Below are 17,595 nucleotides of genomic sequence, written 5' to 3'. Positions count from 1 at the left end.
CGATGAAAAAGATATATTATTTATACACGATATTGTTAGGAGCAATCATGGTTGGTTGTAATCCTATGGAAGATATTCATAATGAAGCTAAATCGGGAGAAACCGGTGTTGTTGAAGAAGTGTCAATTACTTTAACGGACGACGATTATGACGAGTTGGATTTAGCCTACGGAAGTTTCAATTCCGAAGATGAAGCTAAAGAGTTGTTACCAGGCTATTTAGGTGAGCTTTATCCATATTTATCAGATGGATCTTCAATTACCGTTGCCTATATGCTTTATGTAGGAGCTGCAGAAGGGGTAAGCGATTTGACAGGTTCAGATATTTATGAGTTGTCAAAAACAGATTATGCATCTGCAGGAAGTGATGCTTTTGGGTTTTACCCGAATGTTGATGCAACATCTATGATTCCGGATATTTTAGATGCTCAAATTGCAAGTCCTGAAGAAGGGCAAATAGTTTTAGCAAAATACGACCAATATTTAACCACACCGGAAGTAGGATTAGCCGATGTCGTGGCTTACGATTTTGCCGGAAGCCTTGAGGGGTGGACGCCTGCGGAAGGAGTCGGAAATTATGAAGTTTGGACATCTAATTCCAGTTATGTACAAGGAAATGCTTATGGCAGTGCCGAAGATAATACAGAATGGTTGGTGTCTCCATCTATCGATTTATCAGGAGAAAGCGATTTAAAATTCCAAATTGCACATGCAATAAAATATGCCAGCGATTTATCATTACTTCAAATTTTAGTTTCTACCGATTATTCTGGAGATGTAGCTACGGCGACATGGAATGAAATAAGTTTGGCAACGGCAGCAGGGGTTGACGATTATACAGCCTTATCTGAAGATTACGATTTTTCAGCTTATGACGGACAAACTATAAATATTGCATTTAAATATTCATCTTTAGGTACAGATGTTGGACGTTGGAGAATATCTGGTTTAGCAATTAAAACCTTAGGTGTTACTGGAGATGCAAACTCTAAAGGAGAGTATTTTATATATACTGGCGGTGCATGGGAGCTTATGGAAGGTGTTTATTATTTAAGTTCTGAAGATTTCGATTCTATGGGAGAAGGCTCTGGTCAGCCGGGTCAGTATAACAATTTTGGAAGTTCTATTCCTCCAAACAATTATTTACCAACTTTTATGAGCTTAAAGTTTCCTTATGGTCAAGAGGATGAAGAGAAGTTTGTAATTTATGATTATTATTCAAGCTCTAGCGGTGCTCAAAGACGCGGTAACTTATACACAGTAATTGATGGTATTTGGACCGGTGCTGAATCTACTATTGAAACAACATTACAGTTTGGTCTAGAAGACGGTGTTTGGGTTCCAGATAATACTATTCGTTACACATTGGTTCCTTCAGATTATGATTTAATCGTGGAATCATTAAGCAGTAAATATTCAGCAGCGACAACAAGTATGGATAATTATGGAAACTTTGAAAGACGTCCTGGAAATGCTGCAGAATGGACTGATGCTATGATTGCTGAAGCTATGGATTATGTGCTGAATGAATTAGATCCATCAGCGGAGGAAGGTCAAAAATATCTTGTAACTTTTGATATTTATAACGGATCCAGCGGAACTGAAAGCCTGTTGGTTATTAAGACCGATGGTGTTTGGCAACTTCCAACAGAATAATGGGATTTAATCTTAATAAATCTAGAAACCGCTTCATTTGAAGCGGTTTTTTTATGTTTTTAATTAGTACATTTGCTATTCAAAATTTAAAATAAAAAATTCATGTTCTACGAAGTTGTAAAAAGTCTGCACTCTTATTGGGCGTATTTAGTGTTTATTGTTTTAATTATTACGGTTGTAAATGCTATAATTAAAGTAACAGGTAAAAAGGAATACGAAGCAAAAGATTTCAGATTAGCACTTTTTACATTAATTCTAACACACACTCAATTATTAATCGGTATGATTCTGTATGTGGTTTCGCCAAGATTAGAATTGTGGGGACAATTGGGAGGTGAAGTTATGAAGAACCCTATTGCTCGTTTGTATTTGGTAGAACACCCTTTTGTAAATATTTTGGCGATAGCTGCCATTACCATAGGCTATTCTAAACATAAAAAGAAATTAACGTCTCAGGCTAAGCTAAAACCAATTGCCATTTTTTACTCTATTGGTTTAGTGTTACTATTATCAAGAATTCCATGGGATGCTTGGATAGGATAAAAAAGCATAAACAAAAAAGGCAGCTATTAGCTGCCTTTTTTGTTTTTTAATCCACTTCTTTTATCACATAAACATATACAGGAAAATGGTCGCTATAACCATCGGTAAAACCACCGTTGGCAAAACTGCGTAATGGATAGCCTTTGTATTGCCCCTTATTACCTATTAAATAGTTTTTGTTGAAAATACCGGCTTTATACAATCGAAAAGAGGAATAATCTTTTTCTAATAGAGGTTTGGTCATCATGATCTGATCAAATAAACTCCAGGCATCACGATAAGCTGTGGTTCCTAAACCTTCTTTAAAATAGGTTTCATAAGGATTATAGATGCCTTTTAGTTTTACTTTGTCGCGGTCTTTTTCAGCTTTTAAAACATCTTTTACACTGGCATTGGTAGGGTCGTCGTTTAAATCGCCCATAATAAATACTTTGGCATAAGGGTCAATGACTTGTAGGGAGTCTACCAAATGCTTAGTTAGTTTTGCCGCTGCCACACGTTTAGGTCTGCTTCGTGCTTCACCACCGCTTCGCGATGGCCAGTGATTTACAATAACGCTAATAGGGTCGTCTTCTAATTTTCCGCTAACAACTAATTGATCTCGAGTATAAACGCGTTTTCCATTTTGATCGTCGTAAATTTTTAATTCGTTACTGGTTGATGCTGTTGGTGTAAATAACTTTTTTTGATATAATAAAGCCACATCAATACCTCTGGCATCAGGCGAATGGTAATGAACAATACCGTAATCTTTGTCTACCAGTAAGGAATCGTTAACTAAGTCTTCAAGAACCTCACGATTTTCAACTTCTGAAACGCCAATAATTGCTGGAGAATTATGAGTAACTTCATTACCAATATCGGCAATAACCTTCGCCATATTTCTCACTTTTTTCTTATAAACCTCAGAACGATTCGTTTTTAATTCCATCATCGGGCTGGCTTCGTCAAATTTATTCGGATCATTTATGGTGTCAAACAAATTTTCGAGGTTATAAAATGCTATGGTATGGACTTTAAAGTTTTTTTTAGACTGTGCAAAACTTAGGCTTGTTGCCACTAAAATGGAAGTGAAAGTTAAGAGTATAAGTTTGTTCATTACAAAAAGGTTACGTTAATGTTATTTTGGCTACAAAGTTCTTATCAAATTTAAATATTAATTAGAAATAATGTAAATTAGTAGGATTAAATTGCTGTTAAATAGCATATTGACTAACTCTTATTATTAAGTATGAAAAAAAAACTACTCATGTCTTTTCTCGGGTTTTTTTCAGTTTTCATCACTTTTGCACAACAAACCATTATTACCGGTAGTGTTAAAGATGGTGTTTCCTTTAATCCTATACCCGATGTAACCATTTCAGTTGAGAAAACAATTTTATCGGCACAAACTGATGCTAAAGGAAAATTTGTTTTTTCGGGTAATGTTCCGCTTGGGGAACAAATGTTAAACGTATCGAAACCCGGATACATCACCAAGAGATTTCCCATTGTTGTAAATGAAAACAGAACGGTCGACCTTTCAGATATCACTCTGGATGTTGACATGACCACTTCCGAAGGGTTATTTACCATTACCTTGTCTGATGACGAATTAAATGATGATACCAGCGGTGCTGATAATATTTCTGGACTGTTAATGTCGTCGTTAGATGTGTTTCAACGTACGGCAGCTTTTGAATTTAGTTCTTCCTTTTTTAGAGTTCGGGGCTTGGATTCCGATAATGGTTCGGTATTGATTAACGGTGTCGAAATGAATAAAATGTATAACGGAAGGCCGCAATGGAGTAACTGGGGTGGACTAAATGATGTTGTTAGAAATCAGGAATTAACCACAGGTTTAACACCTTCGGCCTATAATTTTGGAGGAGTTTTGGGAACAACAAATATTAATACCAGAGCCACAAATTACAGACCAGGAGGGCAATTAACATATTCGTCATCTAATCGAAGTTATACCAACAGATTGATGGCAAGCTATTCAACTGGCTTAATGGATGGCGGTTGGGCTATGACGGTGATGCTGTCAAGACGCTGGGGTAACGAAGGCTATCAGGATGCTACGTTGTACGACTCTAATTCCCTTTTTGCCTCTATCGAGAAGGTTATTAACGATAAGCACAGTATTAATTTTACGTCAATTTATGCGCCAAACCGACGTGGAAAATCGGCGCCGAACACCCAGGAGGTTTTCGATTTAAAAGGTATAAAGTACAATGAATACTGGGGCTGGCAAGAAGGAGAAAAACGGAACTCACGTATTAAAGAAGTAGAAGAGCCTATTTTAATGTTGAATCATTACTGGGATATTTCAAGTAAAACCACGTTAAATACAAATATTGGTTATCAGTTTGGAAAAACCGGAAACAGCCGACTAGATTATGGAGGAACACGTCTTAATGATGATGGTTTTCCTGTTGGAGGAGGCTCTAACCCGAGTCCGGCATATTACCAAAAATTACCAAGTTTTTGGTTAGGATTAGATGATGGACCAAATTATACAAATGCTTATCTCGCTGAACAGGAATTTTTAAACGATGGTCAGATTGACTGGAACAGTTTGTACCAAACCAATTTAGAAAATATCGGTAATTATTCAACTTACGCCCTATACGAAGACAGAAACGATGATAAACAATGGACATTTAATTCCATTCTAAATTCAGAATTAAATGAAAACATTGTATTAAATGCTTCAGTAAATTATAAGAAACTAAAATCTGAGAACTTTGCTGAAATCATCGATTTATTAGGAGGTAACGGTTTTTTAAATGTCGATTCTTTTGATGGTTTTCAGTTCGATTTACAAAACCCGAACCGTATAGCTATTGAAGGCGATAAGTTTAAATACAACTATAATCTTTATGCAAATGTGTTATCGGGGTATGCTCAGGCACAGTTTAAATACAATAAAATCGATTTTTATGTAGCGGGAAGCATTTCAAAAACCGATTATCAACGGGAGGGGTTGTATGATAACGAAGCCAATACAGGTAATTCCTTAGGAAAAGGAGAAAAATTAGATTTTACTGGAATAGGAGCTAAAGGTGGATTTACTTATAAATTTACCGGGAAGCATTTGTTTGATGCCAATGCGGGTTATATTACTCGTGCACCATCCTTACGAAACACCTTTTCTAATGCTCGGGTTAATAATAACATTGTGCCTGATATTACCGAAGAAAAAATCACTTCGTTCGATGCGAGTTATATCTTCCGTTCCCCAACGATTAAAGCACGGGTTACCGGATTCTATATTAAAACGGAAGATGCCAACGAAATCTCGTTTTATTATGCCGATGGGGTAACAGGCTTTACAGAAAGTTCTGAGTTTGTGAGTGAAATTCTTCAGGGGATTGATAAAAAACATTTAGGAGTTGAAACCGGTATTGAAGCTCAGGTAACACCAACGATTAAATTAAAAGGTGCGGCTTCTATCGGGCAGTATACTTACGATAATAACCCTAATTTAATTTTAACGGCCGATGCCGCCACAGCGCCTCAGGGACCTGCAAGTATGAAAGATTATAAAGTGGCAGGTGGTCCGCAAGGAGCGTATTCTGTTGGGTTTGAATATCGCGATCCGGATTACTGGTGGTTTGGTGCAACCGCAAATTTTTTCACAAATACTTATGTAGATATAAGTCCGTTAAACAGAACGGCTAATTTTTATAAAGATCCGGTAGACGGGTTACCTTTTAATGATTACGATGAGGACATTGCCAGAGAATTGTTAAAACAAGAACAGTTTGATGATTATATGGTAGTAAACCTTATTGGGGGTAAATCTTGGAAAATAGACGATTATTATGTTGGGTTCTTTGCAAGTATTGGTAACGTGCTGGATAAAGAATATAAAACAGGTGGTTTTGAACAGGGACGTGCAGCCAATTACAGAGAGTTAAGAGACGATGTAAATAACGATACTAGGGTATTCGGACCAAAATACTGGTATGGGCGTGGTGCAAATTATTTCCTTAATCTTTATTTCAGATTTTAAAGTATAAAAACATAAAGTATATGAATTGCGAAGCATTCAAAACAAATAAAAAAAATAATATCATGAAAACGACGAATATATATATAACCTTAGCATTAAGTTTTGTGCTAGTCTTCACCTCCTGTGTGCACGACGACGATTATTCTATTCCTAATTTAGAAATAGAAGAACCTAATATTACTGCCAATACAACCATTTCTATTGTAAAAGATATGTATGCAGGGAGTTTGGTAGATTTCGACGAAGCTAATAATGGTGGAGAATTAATCATTGAAGGTTACGTGGTGTCTAACGACGAGGCGGGTAACTTTTATAAAGTGCTAATTATTCAGGATAAACCTGAAGATCCAACCGCTGCGATTCAGTTAGATGTAGATGTTACCTCCTTGTATGCCTTATACAAACCGGGTCAAAAAATCTATGTGAAGTTAAACGGTTTAGGTATGGATGAGTTAAATAGTGTATTACATATTGGAGCGATTGAAGGGACCAGTGTTGGCAGAATTTCAGCATTTAATTACGATGATTATATTGTGCGTTCTGCTGAAGTAGCTACTATTGTTCCAAAAGTTATTACCCCATCTGAGTTTAGCGACAATTATATAAACATGTTGGTTCAAATTGATAATATGCAGTTAAATAGCTCTGAAGTGGGAGAGCCTTATGCCAATGCTGATAATACGTTTACAGTTAACAGATATTTGAAAAACTGTGATGATAATTCTCAAACTATTATTAGAAATAGTGGTTTCGCCGATTTTAAAAATGAATTATTTCCGGTGGGTCAAGGTGCTATTGTAGCGGTTTTTAGCAAGTATAATTCCGATTATCAGCTGTTCATTCGTGATACCGAGGATGTGATGTTCGATGGAAGCCGTTGCGATCCGTTATTTGAAGATTCTTTCTCTTCCGGAAATTTGAATAAATGGACAACCTACAGTGTTGTTGGAGATCAGGTTTGGTATTACAATACCTTTGGAAATCCAAACGATAGTGCTACAATGTCGGGTTATAGTAGTGGTAATAAAGACAATGAAGACTGGTTAATTTCAAAAGCCATTGATTTATCAAGCGTAACTTCTGCAACCTTAACGTTCCAGACGGTGAAGCGTTATGCCGGTAACGACATTGAATTGTATATGTGTACCGACTATATGGGAGGCGATCCTACAACCGATGGTACCTGGGTGCAACTGACTGCCGATTTCGATACCAATATAAATAGCTGGTCCTCATGGACCGATTCTGGCGATGTCGATGTATCGGTCGCTGCCGGAGGAAATCTGTTTATTGCGTTTAAATATACATCTACCACTTCGGCTTCTTCAACCTATGAAATAGATAATGTTCAGGTGTTTGGTGAATAGTCTGTTGAAATTTAAATCATATAAAAGAAACCGCCCTTTCAGGCGGTTTTTTTTATGTCTTAGTTTTTCTTAAAAATAGCGTATACCGGAAAATGGTCGCTGTAACCACCGTGATATTTAGTGCCTACATACGTTCTGAATGGTGTGCCTTTAAATTTTCCATCAAATTGTTTTAAAAAGTCTTCATCGAAAATATTCGCGGAATAAAATTCTAAGCTATTAGGGGTGTTTTCGAAGAAGTTTGTAGAAATGATAATCTGGTCGAACAAATTCCATTGGCGGCTATGGTACGTTGTTCCCCGGCTATACGAGCGAAGCGTTTCCATAGGGTTGTACAGGTTTTGTGCCTCAACCAACGATTTAATACTTATGCTTGATGGATCGTCGTTAAAATCGCCCATAATAATAAGTTTGGCTTCAGGTTGTACTTGTCTTAATTCATCAATAACTTCACTTAAGCGTTTTGATGCCACAATGCGTTTAGGCTCTGTTTCTTTTTCACCTTCGCGCCTCGACGACCAGTGATTAACAAGTATCTGAACCGGTAACCCATCTAATAAACCAGAAACCAGTAAAATGTCTCGGGTATAATCCTGAGATCCATCATCGTCAAATAAAGTTATGGTATAGGTTTCAGAATTGGTGACTTCAAATACATCACGATCGTAAATTAACGCCACATCAATACCGCGCTCGTCGGGTGAGTTATAATGTACATAACCGTAATTATAATCTTGTAAGTGTTTGAATTCTATTAATGCTTTTATGGCGGTAGCATTTTCAACTTCTGCGATTCCAATTAATGCCGGATGTTTTCCAGTTTCCTTCCGACCGATATTAGAAATGGCATAACTTAATTTACGTAGCTTATTTTCATAACGCTTTGGTGTCCACTTTTTTTTAGAAATGGGTAAAAAATCGTTGTCGTTGGTATATTGATCGTCGTAAATATCGAACAGGTTTTCAAGATTGTAAAATGCCGTAGTGTGTAACTCGGGTCTTACTTCAACATCATCAAAATCGGTCATAGTATGCTTTTATTTCGGACTAAAAATATAAAAATTAAAATGGATGCAATTATGTAACTTTGCATATTATTTATAAGTATGTTAGAGAAAAAAGATATAAACTTAGAGAAAGCTGTACTAATTGGTATTGTAACTAAAGATCAGGATGAAGCCAAATCTAAAGAGTATTTAGATGAGCTAGAGTTTTTAACTTATACCGCTGGTGGTGAAGTTGTAAAACGCTTTACTCAGAAAATGGATATGCCAAATTCTAAAACTTTTATTGGTACAGGTAAGATTGAAGATGTTAAAGAGTTTATTGAAGAAAATGATATAGGTACAGCCATTTTTGATGACGAATTATCGGCAGCTCAGGAGCGTAACATTAGTAAAATATTAAATTGCAAGGTATTAGATCGAACCAATTTAATTCTTGATATTTTTGCGCAGCGAGCGCAAACCAGTTATGCCCGTACACAGGTGGAGTTGGCACAGTGTGAATACTTACTACCACGTTTAAGAGGTATGTGGACCCACCTTGAGCGTCAAAAAGGGGGTATTGGAATGCGTGGACCTGGTGAAACCGAGATAGAAACCGATAGGCGTATTGTTCGTGATAAAATTTCCTTACTTAAAGAACGTATAAAAACCATCGATAAGCAAATGTCTGTGCAACGCGGTAATCGAGGAGCTATGGTACGTGTGGCCCTTGTTGGATATACCAATGTTGGGAAATCGACTTTAATGAATGTAATAAGTAAAAGTGAAGTGTTTGCCGAAAACAAGCTGTTCGCTACGCTTGATACGACCGTTAGAAAAGTGGTGATTCAGAATTTACCGTTCTTATTAAGTGATACCGTAGGATTCATTCGAAAATTACCAACACAGCTGGTAGAGAGTTTTAAAAGTACACTTGATGAGGTTCGTGAAGCCGATTTATTATTACATGTAGTCGATATTTCACATCCTAATTTTGAAGAACATATCGAGTCAGTAAATAAAATTTTGGGAGAGATTGACAGTGTCAATAAGCCTACCATTATGGTGTTTAATAAAATTGATGCCTATAAGCCAGAACCATTTGAAAGTGATGATGAGCTTGATATCGAACGCACTAAAAGACACTATTCGCTGGAGGAATGGAAGAAAACCTGGATGAGTAAAATGGGGGAGAATGCCTTATTTATTTCGGCTGTAAATAAAGAAAATTTAGAAGATTTTAAAAAGCGAGTGTATAATGAAGTGCGTGAAATTCATATCACCCGTTTCCCTTATAATAATTTTCTTTACCCTGATTACGACGAAAATATCGATTCCTAACGTATATAATCCAGGAACCCAAAAAGGTTAGATTAATGAAATTACTATTAAAGCGAAAGTGGATTAGATGGGCGGTAATAGTAGGTGTTTCGGTTGTTGGCTTTTTTGCACTTATTTATGCGAGTGTATTTTTAGGTGTTTTTGGAAAGTTACCAACAAAGGAAGATTTAAGTTCTATTAAACAAGCCGAAGCAACGCAGCTACTTGATAAAGATGGTAAGCTTATCGGCAAGTATTACATTTACGATAGGCAACCATTGGAATTTGAAGATATTCCAAAAAATATAATTGATGCCTTAGTAGCTACTGAAGATGTTCGATTTTATGAGCATGACGGTGTCGATAATGTGAGTTTACTGCGTGTATTCGTTAAGAACATTATTCTTCGAGATAAATCTGCAGGTGGCGGAAGTACCATAACCCTTCAATTGGCTAAAAATTTATTCGGAAGGAAAAATTACGTTGTATTTAGTATGCTCATTAATAAGTTTAAGGAGTCTATTATTGCTAAACGTATCGAGGATATTTATTCTAAAAACGATATCCTCACCATGTATTTAAATACGGTACCCTTTCCTGATAATACCTACGGAATTGAAAGTGCTTCACGAAAGTTTTTCAATAAGCCAGCCATTGATTTAAATTATTCTGAGGCAGCTGCGTTAATAGGAACTTTAAAAGCCACCAGTTATTATAATCCAAGATTACATCCAGACCGCACGCAATCGCGCAGAGATGTGGTGTTTCAGCAAATGTATAAGTATGATTATTTAACAGAAGCCGAAGCTGATTCGTTAACTACTCAGGAACTGGTTTTAAATTACAAATCCTTTAATCACGATGTAGGTCTTGCTCCTTATTTCAGAGAAACTGTAAAAAAGGAACTCAAAGCAATATTAGATACATTGAAGAAACCGGATGGAGAACCTTACGACTTGTATCGAGACGGGCTGGTGGTTCATACTACTTTAGATTCCACAATGCAGGCTTTGGCTGAGGCGTCCATGACAGAACACTTAACCAGTTTACAAAAGGCACATGAGCTGTCATACGGGAAATATGCACCCTGGAACACAAAGAAAGTCGTTAATGCAGCTATAAAAACCTTACCAGCTTATAAAGCGTACAAAAGTAAGGGCTTAACCGATAAGCAGATTCAGGATTCTTTATCGGTAAAACGAAAAACCGAATTGTTCGAATGGAGAGGTGACACCATAAAAAATGTTTCAACTATTGATAGTTTAAAACATTACCTAAAATTTTTAAATACAGGTATGCTATCTATTGAGCCACAAACTGGAGCCATTAGAACCTACATTGGTGGTATTGATTACCGATTTTTTAAATACGATCACGTGTCGCAAAGTGAGCGTCAGGTGGGATCGACGTTTAAACCCTTTGTTTACACGGCGGCGATTGAAGACGGTATGAAACCGTGCACTTATTTTTCATTATCGGCAGTCACCTACACCGATTTTGACGACTGGACGCCTACCAATGCAGGAATAGATGAAAACGATGAGTATCTCAATTACAATCTGGAAACCGCTTTAAGTCAGTCGGTAAATACCATTGCCGTTAAGGTACTGAATAAAGTTGGTATTGAAAAGGTTGTTGAGCAAGCCGCTAAAATGGGCATTCAAAAGGAATTACCCGAAGAACCTTCTTTAGCTTTAGGCGTTGCTGAAATTAATCTGAAAGAATTAACCGGAGCTTACGCCAGCTATGTAAACGATAGTAAGCCAGTAAAACCGTATGCGATTACAAAAATAACCGATAAAAACGGACATGTTATTGCAGAGTTTAAACCAGATATAGCCGAAGAACAAGCCTACAGCGATTACACGCGCGAGGTGATGTTACAAATTATGCAATCGACGGTTAATACCGGAACCGCTACTCGTTTGCGTTCAAGTTATAATCTAACAAGCGACATTGCGGGAAAAACGGGAACCACGCAAAATAATAAAGATGGTTGGTTTGTTGGCATTACACCTAAACTGGTTACAGTAACCTGGGTTGGGAACGATAATCATAGCATTGGGTTTCGAACTACAGGTATTGGTCAGGGAGCAAATTCGGCATTGCCCATTTTTGCCAGATTTTATCAAAAACTAAATGCTGACTCCAATTTTAATGGAATCACTAAATCGAAGTTTGAAACACCTTCAGATGAAGTTTTACAAGACCTGGATTGTGAACCCGAAAAGCGCGATGGGTTCTTAAAACGATTGTTCGGAAACAAGAAAAAGGAACGTAAGTTTAAGAGGAAGTAGTGTTTTTTGTTAAAGTATTAGATTTTATTTTTTTCATCTAAATACTTTTCTTCTGAAATTGATTCAATAGAATCGATATTACCTTCTCTATTAATAAACACTTTAGTATACTGAGTCAAATGACTTGATGATTGATCGATTGAAGGGTCTATAACTGGGGTAGCTTCGACAACAATTTTTTCTTTTCCATATATGTAAGGAATATACCAGAATTTAGAATAAACAGTTCCATTCATTAAAGCGACACATCTAGGAAAGGCATCAATAGTGTTGCTAATGGCTCGATCAATTCTTACCTTTTTAGTAGGAAAAAGTATAATGATACTTGCTTTGTCTTCTCCTTCTGTTTTCTCAGAAGATTTTTTTAGTGAAGCTAATTTCTCAAGTTCTATATCCTTCGTTGAAACAATTGTAAAGTTAAATAAGTTTCTAGAGCATCCGGTTAGGAATGTACAAGCAATTATCAAAATGATAAATCTTTTCATTAGATATTTCAGTTATTATTGTAGAATTTGACTAAGTTTTTAGCGCGGCAAATATAATTTTAATTCTTACAAAAAAGCGGTTGATTTAAATTTAAATCAACCGCTTTTTTTTAATATTATATGTTCTTGGTTTAGAACTTATAACTTAAACCAAAGGTGTAATAGCTTTGTAATTTATTGTCTAAATCGTCAAATCCTGTAGCTGTGGCAGGGTCTTGTGCTAAAGCAAAATCAAGAGCTTCCTGTCTGTTGTTACGTAAACCAAAATCGAAACCAACACCAATCATTTTCCATAGCGTGTAGCTAAACGAGTTGGTCCAGGTCCAGTTTGAGTAGTCGTTACTCTTATAACTCTGGAACATCGATAAGTTGGTTTTAAAGTTTACAGCACCAAAAGTTCTGGTGTAATCGGCAACAATTTTAGCCCCCAGAGACGATTCGTAAATGGTTTCTCCTTTGCTAAACACAAAGTTGTAGTTTAACGGGTGAATAACCACAACTAAATTGTTAATTGGTGTCCAGGTGGCACCAATACCCAAATCTAAATATCCCGGATTGTTAAAGTTGTCTAACAAGGTGGTGCGGTATTCCATTAATCCGGAAGCCGCCAACGATTTGGTAATGTTTCTACCGTAAAGCGACGATATGTTAAACACATCTGTCGTTGGGTCGAAACTACTATCGTCATTCGGGTCGTCTTTATCGTCTAATTTTACCCAGTTTAGGTTCGTAGTTAGGGCATTTCTCCAAAAGAATTTCTCCTGAATTAAATTTGCGTAAGCATTTAAAGTAAAGCCTATATTTCCCGACTGATTGTTTGGTGTGCCTTGTGAATACCAATTGCTAAAGTTCGAGAGACTTCCCCCAATAGTACCAAAGGCACCTTTTCTCCAGCCCGGTAGGGCATCTATTTTTGCTTGTATGGCTTTAACTTCGGCAGCTAGGGCGTCGGCTTCAGCTTTTTTTTCTTTCTTTTGAGCTTCAAGTTCTTCTTTTGTTTGCGCATTAACTGATATCATACCAATAAATAATGCCAAGAGTAAAAGTGTTTTTTTCATATTGGTTTGTTTATGAATGGAGTATAAATATAATTTTAAATTAAAAGACTTACAACAGATACCGTAAATCTTACGACTTAAGACACTAGTTTTTTACGATGGTCACTTAAAATTATTTGTTTTTATAAAGCGGAACCGAAGAACAGGCCTCTCCATACATGATAGATTTTGCTACTGGTTTTAATTTTGAAGCCAGCATGATGTAGGCATTTTGTGGTACTGGTTTTTTAGAACAGCCTTTAATGATAATCGGCTTATCAGCGTATTCACTTACCTCTAAATTATTGATGATGTTTTGGTAAACACTGGTTTCTAAATCTTCTAACGAACCAATAACAATATGCTTAGCGAAAGGCTCTAAATGTAAACTGATAAGCATAAAAGCCCAACCCGGAATAATAGCATCGCTACTGCAAGATAAAGCCACATAACAGTTTTCGTATTTCGACCAGTCATGGGCAGCAACCTGATCTCTAAAATCTTTTTCACGAAGTACAAAGCCTTCAAAAAGCCAGTCTTTAATATCGAAAACGATACGTGGCCCTTTTGGATAGTAGTCTTCAAGGTCAATAGTTACCAGTTTGCTGTTCGCTACGCGATTTATAATCTCATCTGCCATAATGCAAATTTAAATAAATTAAAAAGAGTTATTGTAATAATTTGTAGGTCTCGACTGCGCTCGACCTGACACTGTTTTTTTATTGATACCCTTCAGCCTGAAGCGAGAACAAATGCGCATATAAATCGTTGTTTCTCATAAGTTCTTCGTGGGTGCCGAGTTCCAGAACTTTGCCATCTTCTAAAACCAGAATGCGATCGGCTTGTCTTACGGTACTAAAACGGTGTGAAATAATGATGCTGGTTTTGCCTTCGGTAAGGCCAATAAAACGTGTAAATACATCGCTTTCCGCTTTGGCATCTAAGGCAGAAGTTGGTTCATCTAAAATCATCACTTCGGCATTTTTCATATAGGCACGGGCCAAAGCAACCTTTTGCCATTGCCCGCCAGAAAGGTCTTGTCCGTTGGCGAAACGTTTCCCTAATTGCTGATTGTAACCATGTTTTAATTCGTTCACCACCGAATCGGCTAAACTTAATTCGGCAGCGTTTTCAATTTTTGTCTGGTTATCCAGTTCATCGATATCCCCAATTGCAATATTTTCTTTAATAGTAAATTCATATCTAAAGAAATCCTGAAAAATCACCCCAAAAAAGGCTTGGTATTCTGCTTTGTTAAATCGGTTAATGTTAATGCCATCTAACAAAATATCTCCCGAAGTTGGTTCGTAAAAGCGCAATAACAATTTGGTTAACGTGGTTTTACCGGCGCCATTTTGCCCTACAAAGGCCAATTTTTCTCCAGCTTTAAGGGTGAAATTAATGTCTTTTAAAATCTCATGATCTGAACCAGGATATGAGAAATGCACATTTTTAAATGTGAATCCTTCTTTTATTTTCTTCGGAAGCGGCATATCTTCTTCGGTTTTCGATGCAACTGAAATGTCAATAAAATCGAAATAATCTTTTAGGTATAAAGCACTTTCAGAAATTCGTGTGAAACGTGAAAAGAACTCTTGAAGGTTTTTCATTAAACGGTTGAAAGACCCTGATAAAAACGTAAGTTCACCAATAGAAATGGCACCTGAAAGTACACGGTAAATAATAAACACATAAGCGCCATAATAACTTAAAGAACCCAAAACGTTGAATAAAAATCCTAAAGCCGAGCGTTTAACGGCCAAGGTTCGGTTAAGTTCGTAATATTCTTCCGAAAGGTTTTTAAAGCGATCGACAATAAAATCGGTTAAACCAAAAAGTTTAATTTCTTTAGCGGTTTTGTCGTTGGCGCCAATAAAACGTAAATAGTCTAACTGGCGGCGTTCGGCAGTCCAGCTTCGTGCCAGAGAGTATTCTTGTTGGCTAAAACGAACTTCGTTAATAAACGATGGAATAATACTCAGGATTAACAGTAAAATTAAATACGGTTCGAAGTACACCAATCCGGCAATTAAAGTGGCTATCGAAACGGCACTTTGCGCCTGGCCAAGCACATTACTCATAAGGCCAACACGGCCTGTAGTTTGTGTTCTGGCGCGTTCCAGTTTATCATAAAATTCAGAATCTTCTAATAAACTAATATTAATTTGATTCGTTTTTTTTATGATGGTTACCGAGGTGGCAATATTGTATTCGTCGCCCAATAATCCGTCGGTTAACGAAATGGCTCTACTTATTAAATCGGATAAAATAACTAAAGCAAATTCAATGGCAACGTAAGTCCAAAGTTGGGTATAGTCGCGAACATCAAGAGCAATTTGATGTATAATTTCGTCGATAATTAATTTACCAACCCATAAAACAATAACGGGGAGTAGCGCGCCAATAAGTCGGCAAAATGCCGAGAGCAGGAATAGTTTTTTATTGACATTCCAGATTTCTTTAAAGAACCTCGGAATGTATGTAAGTGCATTAAAAGACGACTTTAAATTTGTTTTTTTACCGCCGTCTTTTAATGATTTAGGTGTGCGTTTAGCCATCTAAAATTTATTATTAAAGCATGCCCAATTCTAATTTGGCTTCTTCACTCATTAAATCCTGAGTCCATGGCGGATCGAAAGTAATTTCTACCTCGGCACTGTTTACATCGTTTAATGATTTTATTTTTTCTTCAACCTCAAGAGGTAACGTTTCTGCTACAGGGCAGTTAGGTGTGGTTAAAGTCATTAAGATTTTAACATCGTAATCTTCATTTACAAAAACATCATAGATTAACCCTAATTCATAGATGTCCACAGGAATTTCCGGGTCGTAAATGGTTTTTAAAACGTTAACTATTTTTTCGCCTAAATCGGCAGTGTCAATTGCTTCGCTCATATTTTGAATGTTTAAAGGCTTAGTCGGATTCCGATAAGCGACTTAACGAATATTATTATTTTATTTGTGTCTGGTATGCGATGGCATACATTTTAAGTTGTTTTATCATACTAACCAAACCGTTGGCTCGGGTAGGTGATAAGTGTTCTTTTAAGCCAATTTTGTCTATAAAACTCATATCGGCATCGATAATGTCTTTTGGGTGCTGGTTTGAAAAGACACGAATTAAAATAGCAATAATACCTTTAGTAATGATGGCATCACTATCGGCAGTAAATTCTACTTTATCGTCCTGCATTTCGGCATGTACCCAAACTTTACTCTGGCAACCTTTAATAATATTGCTATCGGTTTTATATTGCTCGTCAATTAGGGGTAAGTCTTTCCCTAAATCAATCATATATTGGTAACGTTCTTCCCAATCTTCAAACATTGAGAACTCGTCAATAATTTCATTCTGAATTTCTTCTATAGTCACAATCTCAAATTTTATGTAAAAATACAATAAGAAAATTAGCTATTCAATGTTTTCTGTAATAGATAGTATTTCTTTAACAAGTTCGGCGATTTCCTGTGGCGGATTACCATGATCGAACGGCTGACTTTCATAAACCGAATCCTGATAGGTGATTTTAAGTTTTGCGATGGCAGCAGCATCATACATACGTTTATCTGAAGGGGCTTTTAAATTTGGAATATAGGGAATATCGACAGTTTTTAAGGTGTTGTAAATGGAAGTCCAGTTTTCTTCAGAACAGGGTTTTACTAAAGCTTTGGAGGCTCTTTTTTTTTGAAATGATATTTCTTTTTTATTGATAATGATGTTCTTATATGTACCTCTTGATATTGCTGAATACTCTATAGAAATAGTATCCTGGTTTATGTTTGAGTCGTTACAGCCATTTAGATTTAGAGTGATAGCGATAATCAAGGTTAATAGTTTCATAGCTCAAGTTTTGTTATTTAATAATACAAAAAAGACGCCAAAGTTGGCGTCTTTTATAATTTTA

Annotated in this window: 15 protein-coding genes; 6 read left to right on the top strand and 9 right to left on the bottom strand. The window is 36.5% G+C overall.

Annotation, left to right across the window (positions count from 1 at the left end):
- The first annotated feature begins 2 nt into the window (after positions 1 to 2).
- Both NO995_RS04945 and NO995_RS04940 read left to right on the top strand, forming a co-directional pair.
- Entirely contained in the window at positions 3 to 1,655 is a 1,653-nt protein-coding gene (locus NO995_RS04945) for a DUF5017 domain-containing protein (protein WP_258226523.1), read from the top strand.
- Between the two features lie 102 nt (positions 1,656 to 1,757).
- On the top strand, positions 1,758 to 2,198 hold the full coding sequence (locus tag NO995_RS04940) for a hypothetical protein (protein WP_240572229.1): 441 nt from the start codon (positions 1,758 to 1,760) through the stop codon (positions 2,196 to 2,198).
- A gap of 46 nt (positions 2,199 to 2,244) precedes the next feature.
- On the opposite strand, the gene NO995_RS04935 is transcribed toward NO995_RS04940, so the two are convergent.
- Positions 2,245 to 3,297, bottom strand: a complete 1,053-nt coding sequence (locus tag NO995_RS04935; protein WP_258226522.1) for an endonuclease/exonuclease/phosphatase family protein — start codon at positions 3,295 to 3,297, stop codon at positions 2,245 to 2,247.
- A 132-nt stretch (positions 3,298 to 3,429) separates the two neighbouring features.
- Here NO995_RS04935 and NO995_RS04930 point away from each other — a divergent pair, with 132 nt between their 5' ends.
- Both NO995_RS04930 and NO995_RS04925 read left to right on the top strand, forming a co-directional pair.
- Positions 3,430 to 6,198, top strand: a complete 2,769-nt coding sequence (locus NO995_RS04930) for a TonB-dependent receptor (protein WP_258226521.1) — start codon at positions 3,430 to 3,432, stop codon at positions 6,196 to 6,198.
- 62 nt (positions 6,199 to 6,260) lie between these two features.
- The gene (locus tag NO995_RS04925; RefSeq protein WP_258226520.1) at positions 6,261 to 7,565 is read left to right on the top strand and encodes a DUF5689 domain-containing protein; all 1,305 of its coding nucleotides are present in this window, start codon (positions 6,261 to 6,263) and stop codon (positions 7,563 to 7,565) included.
- A gap of 59 nt (positions 7,566 to 7,624) precedes the next feature.
- Here NO995_RS04925 and NO995_RS04920 read toward each other — a convergent pair whose 3' ends face one another.
- Positions 7,625 to 8,593, bottom strand: coding sequence for an endonuclease/exonuclease/phosphatase family protein (locus NO995_RS04920; RefSeq protein ID WP_258226519.1), 969 nt, complete (start codon positions 8,591 to 8,593; stop codon positions 7,625 to 7,627).
- 78 nt (positions 8,594 to 8,671) lie between these two features.
- Between NO995_RS04920 and hflX the strand changes: the two genes are divergently transcribed.
- Both hflX and NO995_RS04910 read left to right on the top strand, forming a co-directional pair.
- Positions 8,672 to 9,892, top strand: a complete 1,221-nt coding sequence (gene hflX / locus NO995_RS04915) for a GTPase HflX (RefSeq protein WP_258226518.1) — start codon at positions 8,672 to 8,674, stop codon at positions 9,890 to 9,892.
- Between the two features lie 35 nt (positions 9,893 to 9,927).
- On the top strand, positions 9,928 to 12,168 hold the full coding sequence (locus tag NO995_RS04910) for a transglycosylase domain-containing protein (protein WP_258226517.1): 2,241 nt from the start codon (positions 9,928 to 9,930) through the stop codon (positions 12,166 to 12,168).
- A gap of 17 nt (positions 12,169 to 12,185) precedes the next feature.
- On the opposite strand, the gene NO995_RS04905 is transcribed toward NO995_RS04910, so the two are convergent.
- The 7 genes from NO995_RS04905 to NO995_RS04875 all read right to left on the bottom strand — a co-directional run bounded on the left by NO995_RS04905 (position 12,186) and on the right by NO995_RS04875 (position 17,531).
- Entirely contained in the window at positions 12,186 to 12,653 is a 468-nt protein-coding gene (locus tag NO995_RS04905) for a hypothetical protein (RefSeq protein ID WP_258226516.1), read from the bottom strand.
- Between the two features lie 131 nt (positions 12,654 to 12,784).
- Positions 12,785 to 13,711, bottom strand: a complete 927-nt coding sequence (locus NO995_RS04900) for a DUF3078 domain-containing protein (protein WP_258226515.1) — start codon at positions 13,709 to 13,711, stop codon at positions 12,785 to 12,787.
- A 112-nt stretch (positions 13,712 to 13,823) separates the two neighbouring features.
- Entirely contained in the window at positions 13,824 to 14,330 is a 507-nt protein-coding gene (locus NO995_RS04895) for a DUF2480 family protein (protein ID WP_258226514.1), read from the bottom strand.
- A 79-nt stretch (positions 14,331 to 14,409) separates the two neighbouring features.
- Entirely contained in the window at positions 14,410 to 16,248 is a 1,839-nt protein-coding gene (locus tag NO995_RS04890; protein ID WP_258226513.1) for an ABC transporter ATP-binding protein, read from the bottom strand.
- Positions 16,249 to 16,261: 13 nt separating this feature from the next.
- A complete protein-coding gene (locus NO995_RS04885) occupies positions 16,262 to 16,585 on the bottom strand; it encodes a DUF59 domain-containing protein (protein ID WP_188214502.1) in 324 nt (107 codons plus the stop codon).
- Positions 16,586 to 16,640: 55 nt separating this feature from the next.
- Positions 16,641 to 17,063, bottom strand: coding sequence for a SufE family protein (locus tag NO995_RS04880; protein ID WP_240572217.1), 423 nt, complete (start codon positions 17,061 to 17,063; stop codon positions 16,641 to 16,643).
- Between the two features lie 39 nt (positions 17,064 to 17,102).
- Complete coding sequence (locus tag NO995_RS04875) at positions 17,103 to 17,531, bottom strand: hypothetical protein (RefSeq protein ID WP_258226512.1); 429 nt, start codon at positions 17,529 to 17,531, stop codon at positions 17,103 to 17,105.
- Positions 17,532 to 17,595: the final 64 nt, after the last annotated feature.

The organism is Aestuariibaculum sp. M13 (genome assembly GCF_024723255.1).
Taxonomy (GTDB): domain Bacteria; phylum Bacteroidota; class Bacteroidia; order Flavobacteriales; family Flavobacteriaceae; genus Aestuariibaculum; species Aestuariibaculum lutulentum.
The sequence above is the reverse complement of the archived record's forward strand: the minus strand, read 5'-3'. Positions and strand labels throughout refer to the sequence as shown.

What these genes read in the sequence shown, in the direction of transcription:
- NO995_RS04890 (WP_258226513.1), bottom strand. Translation starts at nt 16,248, where the DNA reads ATGGCTAAACGCACACCTAAATCATTAAAAGACGGCGGTAAAAAAACA.
- NO995_RS04900 (WP_258226515.1), bottom strand. Translation starts at nt 13,711, where the DNA reads ATGAAAAAAACACTTTTACTCTTGGCATTATTTATTGGTATGATATCA.
- NO995_RS04935 (WP_258226522.1), bottom strand. Translation starts at nt 3,297, where the DNA reads ATGAACAAACTTATACTCTTAACTTTCACTTCCATTTTAGTGGCAACA.
- NO995_RS04910 (WP_258226517.1), top strand. Translation starts at nt 9,928, where the DNA reads ATGAAATTACTATTAAAGCGAAAGTGGATTAGATGGGCGGTAATAGTA.
- NO995_RS04885 (WP_188214502.1), bottom strand. Translation starts at nt 16,585, where the DNA reads ATGAGCGAAGCAATTGACACTGCCGATTTAGGCGAAAAAATAGTTAAC.
- NO995_RS04930 (WP_258226521.1), top strand. Translation starts at nt 3,430, where the DNA reads ATGAAAAAAAAACTACTCATGTCTTTTCTCGGGTTTTTTTCAGTTTTC.
- NO995_RS04895 (WP_258226514.1), bottom strand. Translation starts at nt 14,330, where the DNA reads ATGGCAGATGAGATTATAAATCGCGTAGCGAACAGCAAACTGGTAACT.
- NO995_RS04945 (WP_258226523.1), top strand. Translation starts at nt 3, where the DNA reads ATGAAAAAGATATATTATTTATACACGATATTGTTAGGAGCAATCATG.
- hflX (WP_258226518.1), top strand. Translation starts at nt 8,672, where the DNA reads ATGTTAGAGAAAAAAGATATAAACTTAGAGAAAGCTGTACTAATTGGT.
- NO995_RS04920 (WP_258226519.1), bottom strand. Translation starts at nt 8,593, where the DNA reads ATGACCGATTTTGATGATGTTGAAGTAAGACCCGAGTTACACACTACG.
- NO995_RS04875 (WP_258226512.1), bottom strand. Translation starts at nt 17,531, where the DNA reads ATGAAACTATTAACCTTGATTATCGCTATCACTCTAAATCTAAATGGC.
- NO995_RS04940 (WP_240572229.1), top strand. Translation starts at nt 1,758, where the DNA reads ATGTTCTACGAAGTTGTAAAAAGTCTGCACTCTTATTGGGCGTATTTA.
- NO995_RS04905 (WP_258226516.1), bottom strand. Translation starts at nt 12,653, where the DNA reads ATGAAAAGATTTATCATTTTGATAATTGCTTGTACATTCCTAACCGGA.
- NO995_RS04925 (WP_258226520.1), top strand. Translation starts at nt 6,261, where the DNA reads ATGAAAACGACGAATATATATATAACCTTAGCATTAAGTTTTGTGCTA.